Source organism: Amycolatopsis sp. lyj-23 (assembly GCF_046549135.1).
Lineage (GTDB): Bacteria > Actinomycetota > Actinomycetes > Mycobacteriales > Pseudonocardiaceae > Amycolatopsis.
In genome coordinates, this window is record NZ_JAJPWN010000001.1 from 757,793 (window position 1) to 774,617 (window position 16,825).

Below are 16,825 nucleotides of genomic sequence, written 5' to 3' on the forward strand. Positions count from 1 at the left end.
AAATGCCCCGAAGGGCAGCGCAGCAGTGATTCAGATAACTCCTGCCTGTACTGCATACGCTACCGCGTGCGGACGGTTCCGCAAGTTCAGCCGGGCGCTCATCTCGTAGATCACGTTTTTGACGGTGCGCTCGGAGTAGCACAGCACCTTGGCTATCTCACCAGTGTCAAGCCCGTCCGCCATCAGTCGCAACACATCGACTTCGCGTGCTGTCAGCCCGGCCGCACCCAGCCCGCGAGGTGCGAGCACATCTCGCTGCAGCCGTCGGACCTTGTCCAGCAGGCCGCCCAGAAGATCCGGCGGCAACACACCTCGTCCGGACGCAGCGGCGAGCACCGCCTGCACCAGTCCGTCGCCTGAAGTCTGCCGTCTCGGCAAAACCACGACGACCCGGCTCTCGACTGCGTTCAACAAGTCGTTGTCCTTCAGTTCATCGACGAGCAGCACCTTCGGCACCTTCGCCCAGCTCTCGGCGCGCAGCTCCGCCGCGAGTTGCGGCGTCATCCGATCCACCTGGAACACCAGGATGTCGCCTTGAACCAGCTCTTCGGGCTCGACCACGGCGATCTGCCGATGCGTCTCGAGCAAGCTCGTCAGCCCGATTTGCGTGATCGAATCAGCTGCCCGGACACCCACACGCACCGGTTCCATTTCGGACCTCCACTCAGGTTTACGGCGCCGAGGCCGTCAATCGACGACTCCACCGCCACTCGAGGTGCACGCAAGGCTCTGTCAGATCACCCCGGCTCGCATCGCATAAGCGACCGCGTGGGACCGGGAGTTGAGGCGAAGCCGGGCCATCAGGCCGTACAGCACGTTCTTGACCGTGCCTTCCGAGTAGGTGAGCTGTTCCGCGATTTCGTCGGTCTGGAGACCTTGCGCAATCAGCTGCAGAACGTCGCGTTCACGAGTCTCGATCCCGGAGAGCGTGAACCCCGCCGGAGCCAGGACCTGCGAACGCAACTGGTGGAGCTGGTCCAGCAAGATACCCTGCATCCGGTACGGCAGAAGCGCGGCGCCCTGGCTGACGGCGATGACCGACGACACCAGGGTGCTTTCTCGCAGGTCTGCGCGAGGCAGCAGGGCGACCACTCCGCACTCGACCGCCATCAAGAGGTGTTCGGAGTTGAACCTTTCCACGACGAGCACCACTCGCGGCCCCGTCTCGCAGCTGCTCGACTGCCACCGCCGGAGCATGGCGAACGTGCCCGTGCCGACCACCTCGTCTTCGACCACGACCAGGACGTCCGCGCACGACCCGGGTTCAGCCGGCACGAACTCCATCTCTTCGCAACCGCCGAGCATGGCCCGGACACCCGCCAAGCTGATCTCGTCGGCCGCGTGAACCGACACCTTCACTGTCCCCACGCCGCCTCTACCTCCCGGTATCCCGACTCGTTACCAGGGTGAGGACGACGTCTTCACGAAATCTCCACACGCTCGCATACACTGCGCACAGTTCAACTACAGTGAGTCACCGAGTGCGTGACGCCTTCGTCTCCAGGGGGTGCCAGAAGACCCCGAAGGCACTCGTGAGCTTCACTGTTTCCAGCCCTCGATGCGAGCCAGGCCAAATCTGAAGCAGCGCCGACGCCATCAGCAGCGACCGGCCACGGGAGTCACCGTCCGCGTCCGGCAGCTGCTTCACGTGGTAGCGAAGGCGGTACTCGCCCGGGCCGGCGGACAGCGACGTCGAAGCGTGCACCATTGCTTGCGACCAGTCCAGAACGGCCGGCGTTCCGGTCGCCGAGAGGTAATCGATCTCTATCACGTCATCGAACTCGTCGACAGCACCGGCAGGCTCGGCCGAATAAGCTTCGACCACGACGCGTGCCCGGTGCAGGACAGGCGGAAGCAGGAGCTTCAGTCTCCCAGCCGAAGCAGTAGCCATCCCCCGCCAGTCAGCATCGCGGTGACCAACCGGCACCGGGCCCTCGCTGACATAAAAAAACGGAGATTCGGTGTCGATTTCGAATTCGGCAAATCCACACACTTCAGGCTTGTCTTCTCGGGCAGACATGCCTTGTTTCTACCGAAACGAGGCAACCGAAGACGCCGTCAACGACCGTCAGGGGACTTTCGTCATCGGCTTCTGCCCGAACTGTCTCACTCGAACGTGGATCGTTCGACTGTTACAGTTTCCTCATCAACGATTTTGACGAGCATCCGAACCGCCGACTCCAGCCGGCGTGCGGCATCGGCGCGTTCGCCGCGATTCGCCAGCCGCAGCGCCTCGGCCGCGTGGGTGAGCCCGGTCGCCAGGTGGACACATCGGCGGGCGATCTCGGGAATCCCGAACCGGGTGCCACTACGCAAGAGCCCCTCCGCGTGCCGCTCCAACCCAGCAGCCAGCTCGAGGGCCGGAACCAATCCCTCACCGATCTCCACTACGGGACCACGCGGGTCTTCCCTGCACGCTGGTTCCACGATGCCTACCCCACTGTTGGCGACCATCGACAGCTTCTCGAGGACGTCATGATCCCGTACGAGTGAGGCACTGGGCACCGCCGTTCAGCCCTTCGCGCGGCGCTCAGATCACCGAACACAAATCTGCGCTCGCTCCGAACCGAGAAGAGCCGGACGCCGGCGCCGCGTCGTCGCGCGCGGGCTTGCTGGTCTTGTCCGGCCACGAGCCGCCTCAGCGACAGAATCAGATCGCACCCGCACGCATTGCGTAGGCGACCGCATGAGGTCTATTGCGCAAGTTGAGACGAGTGGTCAACCCGTAGACGGTGTTTTTCACGGTGCGCTCGGAGTAGCACAGTTTATGCGCGATCTCTGCGGTGTCGCATCCCTCGGCCATGAGCCGCAGCACGTCCACCTCGCGCGCCGTAAGCCCCGCGGACTCCGCAGCGGGTGAAACCGGCCTTGCGTCCGGCAACCGCCGCACACTGTCGCACAGCCGACCAACGAGCTCGGTAGGGAGCAGACCGCAATCAGGCACCACCGACAGCACCGCGTCGACGAGCTGTTGACCCGAGGTGGCGGCTCGCGAAAGCACCGCCACCACACGGCATTCCACGGCCGTCAAGATGTCGTTCTCGCGCAGCTCGCCCGTGACCAGAACCTTGGCGGCGCGAGCCCGCGGGCCGGCGCCGCGCAGTTCGGCCGCCAACTGCACCGTCATGCGGTCGGCCTGAATGACCAGGACGTCCCGTTCGGTCAGCTCATCCGGCTCGACCACAGCCAGCTCGGTGCGCGCACACAGGAAACTCGTCAGTCCTGCATGCATGATCGAGTCTGCCGCTTGCACCGCCACCCGTACCGGTTCCACCGTGCTTCCTTCCGCCTGGACGCCTCCCGATAGCCTCCGTCGACCGGCTTCACGTTCTCTCAACGCCGAGGCGCTAGCGCAGGACGGGGCTCAGCTGGCTCGCAGCGGATGGGTGCGGACCAGGTAGGACGGCGAGACCAGTCCGACCGGCATCGGCAGCCGGCCGACGCGCATGTCCACCCGGCGGAAGTGCCCCTCGACAGGCGGCCCGGAGACGATGGCATCCAGGGGGTCGGTGTAAGACCCGCTCACGGTCAGGTCCACGTGGGCGGCGCGCTGTTCGAGAGGCTGATCCACGGTACGGAACGTGACCAGGCGGGGAACGGACAACCCGAAAGTGCCGAGCACGTTGCGGAATGGCTGACCGAAGATTGGCGGCAGCGTATACTTGTGGTCACCTAGTACACCACGCAGACGCAACAGTTCAACTCCACGTCGACGCACCGTGGCGTGAACGACGTAGTCTTCCTCCACCCAGTCGATCTCTGCGATCTTCTTCGGGAAGCCGAGCGTTTCGCGTCCGCCGATCAGTGCTGTGTCGTCGTCCACCACGATCCACGGGCAATGCGCAGCTTGAGACCGTCGGTGTCGGACGTTGAGGAAGATGGCCGCCTCGCGGTAGACGCTGTTGAAGTTCGTCCACGGGTAATCCGCGACGAACAGCAGCGCTGTCGACGCTTCGGCCATCCGCACGCCGAAGGGCAGCAGCGCGTCACACACCTTCCGGTCCACCGGAACGATGGCCGACAGGAACTTCGCGTTTCGGTATTTGAGCGTACCGGGGCCCTGCCGCCGGCGAAGGTCAGCCAGCCCCTCGGCGACCGTGAAAGTCGGCCGGGCCCCCACGGGTGCGACTCCCTCTTCGGACATCCGAGTCTGTTCCTCTTCGGACACCCGGGCCTGTTCCCCTTCGACCACAGTTCTCTCCTCTTCTACGGCTCCCGTTCTGACTATCACTCTCAGGAGCGCGGGAAAACCAGCCGCCGGGCATCAGAGGGGGTTCCTCCACGAACGAGCGGACACAATCGCGCCGTCGACGCGGGGACTTGGACCTGACACGTTCAGGACGAACGGGCAGCCGTACACGAAATAGGGGCATCGATGTAGGCATCCGGTTACCGACGCATTTAACGTGAGGCGTGCTCACGACCCCCATTGCTCCTCCCATCAGGTTGCGGCGCAGGTGTCCGGTGCGCGGGTGCACCTGGCGCGGCCCGTGCCCCGACCACGACGTCCAGCACGTTCGGCACCCGGACGTCGAACTGGCCCGGTTGATGCGGCGGCGCCCGTTCGGCGCAGGTCGGAAGCAGCGACGCTCGGCTGCCCGGTACGCACAGCCGACCGCAACCGCGTCACCGTTGGTGGTGAGCACCATCGCCGCGCGCGACACCGAGCCACCGCAGCCGTTCAAGCGACAACGCTCGGCCGATCCGGCCTGCCCGCCGAGGGCGCCCGGAGCGGGACCCGAAACCGCTCCATCCGAGAAGGCGGGTGCTTCCTCGCACGGGTTTCGCCGACGCCGCGGGGTACGCAGCCCCCGCGCCCAAGCCACCGCAGACCGAACCGTTGCCCGGCTGCTTGATCACGCCACATCGGACTGATCACCTATAATATGGGAACTCTGATCGCACGCAGTTCGCTTCTTCCGCCGATCACCAGTTTGCGATACACATTCGAAAGGTGGAATTCGACAGTCGAGATCTTCAGTTGCAAGCGGTCGGCTATTCCTCCGTTGCTGAATCCGGCCTGGGCCAGGTTGGCGACCTGTCGCTCCCTCGACGTCAGCTTCGCGGTCTCGGCATTCGCCGCCCATCGTCGTATCGCACTGTCGGCCCGCGCCAGCCACGCCATGTTGTGCGCCGACAAAGCGTTCTCGCGCAACGCTCGCAACACTGGCACGACTTCTTGATGGTGCCCCTCGAGTCTCAGTTTCAGCGCCAGTTCGTATTGGCTCTCCATCAGGGTGCCCAGCGCACGGCTTCTGGTCAGCAGCTGCACCGCGTTCCTCAAGGTCTTGCCGTCGCCGTCGGCGCGTATCAGGCCGACGGCACGCAACGCCGTGCCGACCGCTCGGGCGGTCCCCCACCGCCTCGCACTGCTGAGCTCCTCCTCGGCGAGAGGAAGAGCGACGGCCTCCCGTCCGGTCGCCGCGGCGCACAGCGCCGCACGTGATCGCCACGGGTTGACAGCGGGATTGGTGACACCCCAGCCGACGAGCTCCCGCCCGCAGGCGACGAAGTCCTCGTAAGCCGACTCCGGCCGCCCGGCCGCCCGGCTCAGGAGGCCACGTGCTCCGAGCACCTCGGCGCGATCGACCACTGCGTCCAAGCTGCCGGCAAGAGCGTGCGCACGCATCAGCTCATCCGCCCGATCGAGTTCGTCGAGGTCGACCAGAGCCTCGATGGCCCAGGCCACTCCGACCTCCGTGAACTGATCCTCATCACCGTTGGTGACAACGGGAACGAGCAACCGGACTGCGGTCGCGGCGTCGCCGGTCGAAGCCGCAATGCGAGCCCGGAGCACAGTGAGCGCCGATGACGCTGCCCACCCCGCCCGAGCCATGGCGCGCTCGCAGTAACGCTGAGCCGCCTCGAAGTCATCGAGGTACAACAACACCAGTATGCAGTTCCAGAAGGTATCGACATCACGCCAGGTGAACGACTCCAGTGCCCGGTGGGCGAGCTCGGCCGCTGCCGGTGCGTCGTTCCCGTGGTTCACCAGCAACATCCCCTGCACGGCACTGAGGCGCTCCGGCGGGACGATGGCCGAGTTGCCGCGGCGCTGTTCCTGAAGAGCCGGCCGAGGGCGGCCTGCCACGTAAATCAGCCTGCTCACATCCGGCCCGACCACAGCCGGGACAGCATCCGCGAGGACCCAGCGCAAAGTGCGCACGGCGGCTTCGTCAGCCTCGGTCCACCGACCCAGTTCGGCCAACCTTCCCCGCTCGGCCTGCGCGGCCTCGAGCGCTTCGAGAGCCGCTGCAACCGCGTCCATTTTGTGGCTTTCAGGCATGCCTCTCCGACCACCCAACCGTCCGGCCGCCGACCGGCTTGGCCATGCCCCTTCGCGCACTCATCCCGCCGCCAGGGCGGGCATCTTCTGTCGGCATGATACTACGATAGGTGAGCCGACACGCACACACCGTCAGAAGCAGACGGAGATCACGAATGTCCGGCTTTGATCCCGGCCTCGACCGGCCGAGTCCGAGCGCAAGCGACCGACCCGGGCACCACGGAGGCACTCGTACCGCTCAAGGAGCCTTCGACGGCTTCGCCATCAACGCTCGCCTACCGGAAATCCCGAGCTTGCGATAGACGTTGGAGAGGTGGAACTCGATCGTGCGCACAGTGAGTACCAGCCGCTCGGCGATCTGCTTGTTGCTGTAGCCCGCCCGCGCCAGTTCGGCTATCTTGCCTTCTTGCCCGGTCAACGATGCCTGCCGTTCGGCCTGGGTGAGATCCCGCAGCATCCCGTCGGCCAGGTCCGCCAGTTTCGTGTTGCCGATCCGCCCTGCCATCCGCGCAGCTCGCTCCAGCTGCTCCCTCGCCGCGGCATCCTGGCCGGAGGTCATCAGCCGGACGCCTTGCTCGTAGCTGGTGGCAGCGAGGCCGGCCGGCGACAGCGCGAAATCCAGCAGATCGATCGCATCGGTGAGCAGCCTGGAAGGCACTTCGGGTTCGGCGACCATCGCGCGTACGTACTGCGCCCAACCGGCGTACGCCAGGCCGCCCCAGCCTCGAGCGGCTTCTTCCTCTTCCGCCGCCAGCGCGGCGGCCAGCTCGAACCGCCCGTCGGCGACAGCGGCCAGCGCCGCCATCCCCCGGCGGCGCACGACCGCGGAGTGCGCCGCCACCTCCGCGATCGGGCCACGGAGGCACCCCAGCAAGTCCGCCAGGGCCATGCTGGGCCGGCCGGCCGCGAGGTGGAGCGAGCCTCGGATGGCGAGCAGCAGCGGGCCAACGGCAGGTCTCGTCGCCGCCAGCTCGGCGAAGTCGTACTCGTCGGCCACTGTCTCAGCGGCTCCGAGGTCACCGGCTGTCACGTGCGCCTCGACCAGAAGCGGGGCCGCAAACTCACGCGCGGAGCGAGAAGACGACGTCGAGAGGACCCGTTTCAACAGTTCCTTCGTCCCCGCCACGTCCCCGACGTGCTTGGCGTGCTGGGCTCGTAGCAGCGACAGGACATCGGCGAACGTGTCATCCCGAAGATTCTCCAACCTTCTGAGATGCCCGTCCGCACTCACCAGCTCGCCCGCGCAGATCAACACGGTGACCCCGCGCCAGACGCAGCGGGCGTGACTCAGACAGGAGCCATCGGTGAGCGCGGTGTCCGCCAGCCGGACGGCATTGAGCCGGTCGGTGCATCGAATCAGATTCGTGAGCGCCACCGCTGCCGGGCAGCCTTCGTGTGACTCCAGCGGATCAGTCCAGACCGCCTCGAAGCCACGGTTGTTCACCGACCCCGGCAAAGCTTCCGTCCTCGTCGACGAGTAGGTCCCCGCGCCTCGGGCGCCCGCCGATGTGGGTCAGGCGCTCGAGAAGCCGCCCCCCAGCAGGGACAGTAACCGAATGCGCCGGCCCGCTCACGCACGAACCCGGGCATGTCACCCGATCGAACCAGCGGTTTGCTCGGTGATCCGGCGGAATCCCTGGCAGGCAGCGGTACCACGGCCGCGCCGGCGATCATCGGACGTGCGACTGCCGAGAGGACTGGCCGTCCACGCCGTCGAGGAAGTGCCCTTTCTCGACGGCAAGTTGAAGATTCTTCGGCTTTTGGTCCGGACGGCCTGGGGTCCAACCACAGTATCTCGCCCCGAGGGCTCGTCTGCCGCGGGTGGCCAGCCGATGATCCTCAAGCGCCGACCGGGCCGTTCGGGGCGATCGGTTGCCTCGACTGCCCTACTCGAGCACCACTGCGTGAGGGCCCGTACCTGATACCTGCGAGCAGAAGAGGGAGCCGAAGATGTCCTTGCAACTCGATCTCTTCGGCCCGGTACGCGCTCGGTGGGACGGTGAAGAGGTAGAGCTCGGGCCGGCTCAGCGCAGGACGCTGCTGGCCGTCCTGGCGTTCCGCGCCAACCAAGTCGTCACGCGCTCGGAGCTGATCGACGCAATCTGGGGCGACGAAGCGCCCGTCAGCGCTCACGGCATCATCTACACCTACGTCTCCTCGCTGCGTTCAACCCTTGGTCCTGGCCGCACCGATCGCGGGGCGACCGCGGTGCTGGCGTCGAGCGGACCCGGCTATTGCCTCCGCGTCGAGGCCGAATCGATCGACGTCGTCCGGTTCGAGAACCTGCGCGATCAAGCGCGTTCACGTCTGCTCCGACGGGACGTCGCGGGCGCTCTGTCCGCGTTGGAAGAAGCCCTCGAGCTCTCTCACGACGAGCCCATGGCCGGCCTGGGCGGTCCCTACCTCGAAACACAGCGCGAACGGCTGAAGGAGCTGCGGCTGGAGGTCGTCGAACGCCGTGCCGGAATCCTGCTCGACCGGGGTGAGCACCAACGAGTGCTCGCCGAACTGACGCCTCTCGCCGCAGCGCATCCGGCTCGTGAGGATCTGCTGCGCCTCCAGCTGCTGGCGCTCTACCGATGTGGACGTCGCAGCGAGGCGATGAGCCTGTTCGAGCGGCTTCGATCCGCCACCGTCGACGAGTTCGGGATCGAGCCGGGCGCCGAGCTGACGGCGCGGTACGAGCAGATCCGGACCGACGACCCGGCGCTGTGGCATCGACAGGTGATGACACCACGAACGCAGGCCACCGCCCGCATCGCCCGCACTGCACGCCAAGCACCCTTCGTCGGCAGGTCCCGCGAACTGAGCACGATCGGCACGGCGATCAGAAGGCTTGCTGACGGGCGTGGTAGTTCCGTGTGGATCGAAGGCGAACCAGGCATCGGCAAGTCAGCGCTGGTCAACGCCGCGCTCGCGAACGCGGGTGCCTGTGTGGTGGTCCACGCCGAAGCGGATCAACTCGCGCAACACAGCGTCCTCCAGGCCGTGCTCGACTGCCTCCGGGTTGCGACGCACCCAGCCGACGTTCGCCGACGGGAGGTCGTGCGCACGGCTCGCAACCTGGCCGGGGCAGATGAATCAGCACTTGCGCTCGCGAGTAGCCTGGTCGTTCAACTCGTCCGCGACCTCTGTCGCGAGCGCCCGTTGATCCTGGTGATGGACGATCTCCAGTGGTCAGACCCGGCCGACCTCGAGGTTTGGCTTCACCTCGCGCATGCGGCGGACCGACTGCCGTTGCTCCTGATCGGCGTGAGCAGGCGTCTTCCACCTTGTCACCGGCTCGGCCACCTGCGTGCCCGAATCGACCGGACGCGCACGCAAGTCCACCACCTCGCGCCCCTCGATTGCCAGGAAGTGCACGGCCTCCTCACCGGTCTCACCGGCGCCGTGCCCGGTCCAGCGCTGCTCGCGCTCTCCCGTGCCGCGGCCGGGAACCCCCTGTTCCTGCGAGACCTGGTCGACGCCGTGGATGACGACGAGCCGCCGGGCGTCGTGGCCGCCGAAGGACCGCCGCGCATTCCCCGGCTCACGCTGCAAACCGTCTGCCGCCGTCTCGGCTACCTCACCACCGACGCCTTCGAGCTGCTCCGGTGGGCCGCGCTGCTGGCCCGGTCCTTCACGAAGGACGACCTCGCCACGGCGTTGGGCACATCGACGGCGGAGCTTGCTCCCGTGCTCGCCGAGGTGGTGGCGGCCGGGTTGGTGGAGAGTGAGCAAGGCAGGCTCACGTTCCGCCACCCGGTGGTCCGCGAGGCGCTCTACGCCCGGACTTCACCTGCCATCCGGCTGGCTCTGCACCGGCAACTCGCGGAGGCGTTCGCCGACGCGGGTGCCCCGGTCGAACACGTCACGTTCCAGTTGCTCGCCGCGCCGATCCCGGCCGACAACTGGTTCTGCGCTTGGCTGGCGCGGCACGTCCATCAGCTGGCATCGCGATCACCTCTCGTCGCGCTACGGCTGCTCAGGCGAGCCACCAGTTCAGGGGTCATTCCCGCCGAGTCCCGCGAACGGCTTCGAACCTCGGCCGCGCGGGTCACGCGATATCTCAGCGCAGTCACCAGTCTGATCACTGGCGCGCGAGGCTCGCAGGACCGTCCGGCACGCGATCACTTCACAGGCGAACCGCATCCGCTCGGTATCCGTTCCCGGCGGATGGGGTCAGCCTGCGGTCCGGCGGCCTCTTCCCGGCTCTGCCGAAAGGTACCCCGCGCCGGCCTCCCACACCGGCTACGACGTGAACCGGCACTCGCCCGGGACGAGTTCGACCGATCCTCGGAACTGCACCGGCTCAGCCGCAGCGCGGTGACATCGCCGTCCACCGAGACCATTCGGACGACGCGTGCGCTACCCCGCTGTCGTTCCAGGCCGCGGCCCCCGCCGACCAGGCCCGTACCAGCACGACGCAAGTAGGCGGCGCGCTGCGCGGAGGACGCAACAGCGGTTCACCCGCACTCGAATGGACTCTTGCATGGACGAAAACGCATACCGAATCCGAGCTCTGGGCCCGCTGCGGGTCTGGTGCGGTGCGGAAGAGCTCGAGCTGGGCCCGGCGCGCCAGCGGGCGGTGTTCGCCGCACTGGCGACGCGTGCCACGAACCGGCCGATCACCAGCACTCAGCTGGTCCGGGCGGTCTGGGGTGCCGACGCGCCGGCGAGCGCGACCGGCAGCGTCCACACGTACATCTCGGGGCTACGCCGAATCCTGGAGCCCGGCCGCACTCGCTGGTCGACCGACGGCGCCCTGGTCTCGGAATCCGCCGGGTACCGGCTCCGGGTCGGTCCCGCAGCGCTCGATGCCGGGGAGTTCGACAGGCTGCACGCATCGGCTCGCGCGCGTCGACGTGAGAAGGACGCCGCCGGCGCGGTCGAGGCGCTGGACCGCGCGTTGGCCTTGTGGACCGGGGAGGCTTTTGCCGGCGTCCCCGGCCCACATGCGGCGTCGCTGCGTGCGGACCTCGACGAAAAGCGCCTGTCCGCGCTCGAAATGCGCGCGGAAGGCCTGCTCGCGTTGGACGCCCACGAAGATCTCGTGCCCGAACTGAGTTCACTTGTGCGCGAGTACCCGCTCCGGGAATCACTGTGGAAGTCGCTGATGATGGCGTTGCACCGCGGTGGCCGGACCACCGAGGCTCTCGACGCCTTCCGTACCGTCCGCGAGATCCTGCACGACGAGCTGGGTGTCCGGCCAGGACGGGAGCTCGCCGAGGCGCGCCAGCAGATCCTTCGCCACGCACGTCGATCGAGTACGGCAACTGCGTCTGCGATCCGCGTCGAGAGATTGGCGGTCCTGCCTCGCACCGTCGCCCATGAGATGGCGGTCCGCCGCGAGTTGCCGGCCGCCTGCTACGGGCGCGAGCGAGAAGTCACCGCACTCACCGGCTTCACCGAAGACGTGCTGGCCGGAGGTGGCCAGGCAGTGTGGATCGAAGCCGAACCCGGCATGGGAAAGTCCGAGCTGCTCCACTGCGCGCTAGCCAGCATCGGCGAACGCGGTTGCCACGTTGCTTGGGCAGAGGCGAGCGAGCTCGGCCGGAGATTGCCGTTTCAGGTACTGCTGGACTGCCTGGGGATGGACGTGACGAGCGCCGCGGCGGGGACGACGGCGTACGAGCGTGAAGCCGCCACGGCGGACCGCATCCTCGCCCGGGTGGACCGGCTGTGCGCCACGGCGCCGCTGGTGATGGTCCTTGACGACTTCCACTGGGCCGACGAGGCCAGCGTGCGCACGTGGAGCCGCCTCTTCACAGCCGCACGCCGGCTGCCGCTGCTGTTGATCACCGCGTCCCGCTTGCTGCCACGGCGAACAGCGTTGGTGCCGGCGCGGCGGGCCGCAGAGGCTCGCGGGCTGCAGGTGATCACTCTCGGTCCGCTCACCGACGCCGCCGTCGACGACCTGCTCGGCGATCTGATCGGGGCTCGCCCAGGTGAGACCCTTCGCTCCTGCATCGCCACGGCCGCGGGCAACCCGCGTGACCTCCGCGAGGTGGCGGGCGCCTTGGTGCGCGAAGGTGGCCTCGAAGTCGTCGGAGGAACTGCGCAAGTTCGGGCCGACGCGGGCATCAGGGCCGCGGAGCCGATGCTCGATGCAACAGACCGGACGCTGCACATGCTCAGCGAACCGTCGAGGGAGACGCTCCGGCACGCAGCGGTGCTGGGGATGGAATTCGACCTGGCCGAAGTGGCGGCCATGCTGTCCAAGAAGCCGTCTGACCTGCTCGACGCCTTCGAGGAGGCCGTCGAGCTGAGAATCGTCGTCGACACCGGAGTGCGGCTGGCGTTCCGCAATCCGCTACTGCGCCGGGCGCTGTACGACGGACGGGCAGGCAAAGCCTCATCTTCGAGCTGAGCCGCTGATCGGCCACGCTTTCGTCCGGACGAGGAACCAACCCGGCCTCAACTGCTGCCGGCCGTGCTCACGTCTTCGAGCGACGCAAGAAACGCCTGGGCCACCCCGGCTTCTTCACCGTCCAGGCGGAGGAAGATGTCCAACGCACGCCGAGCCTGTTCACGCGCTTCGACGAACCGAGAGTTCCGCCGATGCAACTCGGCCATGCCGAACCGAGCCAAGGCTTCGTGGTAACGGTCACCCAGCCTTACGCAGAGCTCCAGAGCGGTCTCGTATTCCGCCACGGCATCGGCCATGTTGCCGAGGTCGCGGTGTGCATGTCCCAAATTGACCAGGATGTTCGCCGCCAGCAGGTCGTTACCCGCCGCGCGAGCCGCATCGAGGCCGGCACGGCCACACTCGAGGGCCTCCGCTGGACGCTGCGACTCCACGTACAGTTCGCAAAGCGCGTCGAACGATCCCGCTTTTTCGTACGGGCCACCGACCTTCAAAGCCAGCTGCACTCCCTCCCGCGCCCGGACGATACCTTGGTCGTACTGCTTCGCCTCCCGCAGCGTGGACGACAAGTTCACCAGCAAACCGATCCGAAGACTGTCGTTGTCCGTCCCGCCGGCGATCGCGAGAGCCTCTTCGAGGGTTCTGGCAGCGATGTCGTTGCGTCCCAGCCTGGAGTTCGCAATACTGATGTGGTTGAGAATCCGCAGCCGCGGAACCACACCGTCTCGTTGTTCCGCTGAGCGGAGAGCGATGCGGAGAACCTCGAGCCACTCCGTCACCAATCCCGCCGAGTAGTAATGGTTGTACATGTACCAGGCCATTTGCCAGGCCGCTTCGTGCTCACCCAATTCCGCCGCACATTGCATCAACGCACGGATGTTCGCTGCTTCAAGCTGACACCAGGCGTAAGCATCATCACCGGTGGCGAAAACCGGCAATTCGTGCACCACTTCAGGTAGGTCCAACGGGAAGATTCGATCATGCGGCATGATGCAGCTGTAAGCAGCCCGCAGGGTGTAGACGTACCAGCTGAGCAGCCGACGGGAGGCGGCGCTGCGCTCGTCCGCAGAATCAACGTGGTCACCGAGTTCGGCAGCGTAAACACGGACGAGGTCGTGGAAGCCGTACCGGTCACCTTCGCGCTCCAGAAGGTTCTGCTCGCACAACACGGCGAGCAATTTCGCTGCTTCGCCGGGCGACCGGTCCAGCGCAGCGGCGGCCGCCTCGACACCGATGTCTTGGCCAGGCAACACCCCCAGGTATCGAAAAGCTCGGGCCACCTCCGGGTCCAGCGAGTGGTATGACCACGAAAACACCGCCCGCACCGACGACATGTCATCGTCGCCAACGTCGAGGGCGTCGAGCCGATCTCGCTCGACCGTCAAGTTCTCAACCAAATCCTGCAGACTCGCCTCGGGATCGGAGGAGATCTTCTCGGCTGCAATGCGCAGGGCGAGCGGCAGGTACCCGCACAACCGGGCCAGCGCTGCCGCTTGCTCGGGCTCGGAGCCGACTCGCCGCCCGCCGACCGATGCACGCAGCAACTGAATCGCCTCTGCCTCACTCAGCAAGCCCAAGGTGAGCCGATGAGCACCCTCGCGGACCACCAGGCCGCTCAACCGGTTGCGGCTGGTGACCAGCACCAAGCTGTTCGACGGACCGGGCAACAACTCCCGCACCTGCTCAGCCGACGCGGCGTTGTCCAGCAAGATCAGCATCTGCTTGTCCGACAGCAACGTCCGGTAGATCGCCACCTGCGCGTCCAGCTCCTGACGCCGCCCTCCGGCACCGAGTGACCACAGCAGCTGTGCCAGCGCCTCTTGGACGGTCAACGGCGTTCGGTGCGGGTCGAACCCACGCAGGTTCAGGTACAGCTGCCCGTCCGGGTAGAACTTGGCCACCTGCCGCGCGAATCGGACGGCCAGCGAGGTCTTTCCCACGCCGCCGAACCCGTCCACGGCTGAAATGATCAGGGCGCGGCCCCGGGTGCCGACAGCAGCGTTCCATTCTTCGAGCTGGGCCAGCTCATGGCTCCGACCGACGAAATCCGCCACCTCGTGCGGCAGTTGCGCCGGCGCTACGGACGCCGGACGGGTGATCGGCGCCTCGAGCTCCGGATCCGCTCGCAGGATCCGGGCGTGCAGCTCCGCCAGCTCCGCTCCTGGGTCAAGCCCCAGCTCAGCAACGAGCAACCGCCGCGCCGTGTCGAACTCCGCCAGAGCTTCCGCCCGCCGGCCGCTGCGGTACAACGCCAACATCAACAACGCCCGTAGCCGCTCCCGGAACGGCTCCGCCAGCACCGCCTCCCCCAGCTCAGCCACGAGCTCGCGGTGGCGCCGCAACGCCAGCATCAGATCCGCGCGCTCTTCGACGAGCTGGTACCGCAACTCGGTCAACCGGACACGCTCCGCCTCCGCCAGCGGCCCCGGCACGCCCGCCAACGGCACCCCACGCCACAGGCCCAGGCACTCGTCCAGCACCCGCACTGCCGCCGCGTTCTCCCCCGTGCCGGCCAACTCCCGCGCGCGCCGCACGCCCAGCTCGACGGCCGTCACATCGACGGCAGCCGGCTCGAGCACCAGCCGGTAGCCGGCTCCGGTCCGCACGAGCATCTCTCCGCCGGTCGCTGACAGCACCCTCCGCAGTCCGTGGATGTAGGTGTGCACACTCCCCTCGACCGACGCGGGAGCCGACTCACCCCACACTCCGTCGATCAGCTCCGAACGGGACACTGTCGCACCGGCTCGCAACGCCAAGACAGCCAGCACCGCACGTTGCCGAGGCGGACCCACCGCCAACTCGCCGCCCGCTACCCGGACCCGGACCTCACCCAGCAGATCAACCTGCACAACCGGCTCAACCGCACCCACGCCGACCCAACCTCCACCTGTTGCCCCAGGACGGCACCGCAAAAGGATTCACTTCACACGGCGACCGCCACCCGCCGCTGCGGCTACTTTCCGCAGGCATGACGATGACCGCGGTACCGGCGGCCGGCAGCTCCGTGCGGTATGAAACAGCTCGGCTCAACCGACCGGAACCTATGACTGAGAAGCACTCCACACGGGCTCGGCCTCCTTGGCCGGCCTCAACGCCGCCAGCGCGCGGCTCAGGGTGACGGTGTCGAGTGGCTGCGGCGGTCCGCCGACTCCTCTGAGGTGCCGGAGCAACTCGGCCTCGGGCGCGAGCTGGTGAGTCCGCAGGTAATAGGTCACCGTGTCCGTCCAGATCCAGCTTCCGTCCGTGCGGAAGTTCATCGGTACGACCCGGCCACGTGCCGGATCGACGATATCGCCCAGCGTTCCGGTCGTGACGAGGAGTTCGGTGCCCGAGTCGAGGTATTCGACCAGCCGGGCGCGCTCGTCGTCGTCGGCGATCTTCGCGTGGTCCGGAGCGAACCGCGGACCCGAATCAGCGTCCACCTCGTCGAAGACCCTGGCTACGTTGAGCTGCAGATCTTCGTGGGGCGACCACAGAAGCTTGCCGGCCGACTGCACGGCCCGCTGGTAGCGGTTCCGGGCGCCGTGTATCGATACGATCTCGACTTGCGGGTCGCGTTCTCCTGCTGCGAGCAAGATCTCTTGCAGCCGTGCGGCCAGTTCTGCCGGCTCGCCGGCATCGTCAGCGTCGTCGTCGACTTCAGCCACGTAGACGACCCGCGGCTCGGGATGCGGTTCGTCACCGATGGGTCGCCGCACCGCACTCCACAATCCCCGTATACCGGGTACTCGAACGACTTCGGCCAGCAAGTCCTGCTCCGCGAGCGCGGAGATCAGCATGGTCCCGTCCTCGCTCGAGCCGTCTCCGCCCTCCGGCGTCGCACCCCAATCCGGCGCGAACCGCCAGAGCAAGGTCGTGCTCGGAGGGATGAGTTCCATCGCCTCGAGGACGGCGGGGTCCTCGCCCTCGGATTCCAGCAGTTCAGCCAAGGCGTCGAGGTCGTCGTCGTCCAACGGCAGCACCGTCCGCCTCCCGGAAAACGCCAGAACCCGGGCCACCTCGACACAGCGATCGTCCGCGAGCGCAGCGCGGCTGTACGTCAGAGCGTCGTCGGGCAACCAGCCGGCCACCCGGAGGAGCATGTCGTGCAATTCGGCGGTGAAGGGGTGGCTCATCGGTCGCTCCCTGCGGTTTGCGGTGTACCGGCCCAGTTTGATCGCTTCGGCAGTCGGCCAGGCCGCTCGCGAGCGATG

At 67.1% G+C, this 16,825-nt stretch carries 12 protein-coding genes; 2 read left to right on the top strand and 10 right to left on the bottom strand.

What is annotated here, in order from left to right:
• Positions 1 to 30: 30 nt before the first annotated feature.
• The 8 genes from ACLJPY_RS02855 to ACLJPY_RS02890 form a co-directional block, all read right to left on the bottom strand.
• Complete coding sequence (locus ACLJPY_RS02855; protein WP_410586394.1) at positions 31 to 651, bottom strand: helix-turn-helix transcriptional regulator; 621 nt, start codon at positions 649 to 651, stop codon at positions 31 to 33.
• 81 nt (positions 652 to 732) lie between these two features.
• Positions 733 to 1,353, bottom strand: coding sequence for a response regulator transcription factor (locus tag ACLJPY_RS02860; protein ID WP_410586395.1), 621 nt, complete (start codon positions 1,351 to 1,353; stop codon positions 733 to 735).
• A 121-nt stretch (positions 1,354 to 1,474) separates the two neighbouring features.
• Positions 1,475 to 2,020, bottom strand: a complete 546-nt coding sequence (locus ACLJPY_RS02865; RefSeq protein WP_410586396.1) for a hypothetical protein — start codon at positions 2,018 to 2,020, stop codon at positions 1,475 to 1,477.
• A gap of 86 nt (positions 2,021 to 2,106) precedes the next feature.
• Positions 2,107 to 2,388, bottom strand: a complete 282-nt coding sequence (locus ACLJPY_RS02870) for a hypothetical protein (protein WP_410586397.1) — start codon at positions 2,386 to 2,388, stop codon at positions 2,107 to 2,109.
• A 262-nt stretch (positions 2,389 to 2,650) separates the two neighbouring features.
• Complete coding sequence (locus tag ACLJPY_RS02875; protein WP_410586398.1) at positions 2,651 to 3,274, bottom strand: response regulator transcription factor; 624 nt, start codon at positions 3,272 to 3,274, stop codon at positions 2,651 to 2,653.
• Between the two features lie 90 nt (positions 3,275 to 3,364).
• A complete protein-coding gene (locus tag ACLJPY_RS02880; protein WP_410586399.1) occupies positions 3,365 to 4,192 on the bottom strand; it encodes an acetoacetate decarboxylase family protein in 828 nt (275 codons plus the stop codon).
• Between the two features lie 687 nt (positions 4,193 to 4,879).
• On the bottom strand, positions 4,880 to 6,286 hold the full coding sequence (locus ACLJPY_RS02885) for a helix-turn-helix transcriptional regulator (RefSeq protein ID WP_410586400.1): 1,407 nt from the start codon (positions 6,284 to 6,286) through the stop codon (positions 4,880 to 4,882).
• Between the two features lie 238 nt (positions 6,287 to 6,524).
• Positions 6,525 to 7,730 carry a helix-turn-helix transcriptional regulator gene (locus ACLJPY_RS02890; RefSeq protein WP_410586401.1) on the bottom strand — a complete coding sequence of 402 codons (1,206 nt, stop codon included), beginning with the start codon at positions 7,728 to 7,730 and terminating at the stop codon, positions 6,525 to 6,527.
• Positions 7,731 to 8,236: 506 nt separating this feature from the next.
• On the opposite strand from ACLJPY_RS02890, the gene ACLJPY_RS02895 reads away from it, so the two are divergent.
• Positions 8,237 to 10,699 carry a BTAD domain-containing putative transcriptional regulator gene (locus ACLJPY_RS02895; RefSeq protein WP_410586402.1) on the top strand — a complete coding sequence of 821 codons (2,463 nt, stop codon included), beginning with the start codon at positions 8,237 to 8,239 and terminating at the stop codon, positions 10,697 to 10,699.
• A gap of 58 nt (positions 10,700 to 10,757) precedes the next feature.
• The gene (locus ACLJPY_RS02900; RefSeq protein ID WP_410586403.1) at positions 10,758 to 12,635 is read left to right on the top strand and encodes a BTAD domain-containing putative transcriptional regulator; all 1,878 of its coding nucleotides are present in this window, start codon (positions 10,758 to 10,760) and stop codon (positions 12,633 to 12,635) included.
• Between the two features lie 47 nt (positions 12,636 to 12,682).
• On the opposite strand, the gene ACLJPY_RS02905 is transcribed toward ACLJPY_RS02900, so the two are convergent.
• Together ACLJPY_RS02905 and ACLJPY_RS02910 are read right to left on the bottom strand one after the other, a co-directional pair.
• Positions 12,683 to 15,502 carry a BTAD domain-containing putative transcriptional regulator gene (locus ACLJPY_RS02905; protein WP_410586404.1) on the bottom strand — a complete coding sequence of 940 codons (2,820 nt, stop codon included), beginning with the start codon at positions 15,500 to 15,502 and terminating at the stop codon, positions 12,683 to 12,685.
• Positions 15,503 to 15,673: 171 nt separating this feature from the next.
• Positions 15,674 to 16,747, bottom strand: a complete 1,074-nt coding sequence (locus ACLJPY_RS02910; RefSeq protein ID WP_410586405.1) for a hypothetical protein — start codon at positions 16,745 to 16,747, stop codon at positions 15,674 to 15,676.
• Positions 16,748 to 16,825: the final 78 nt, after the last annotated feature.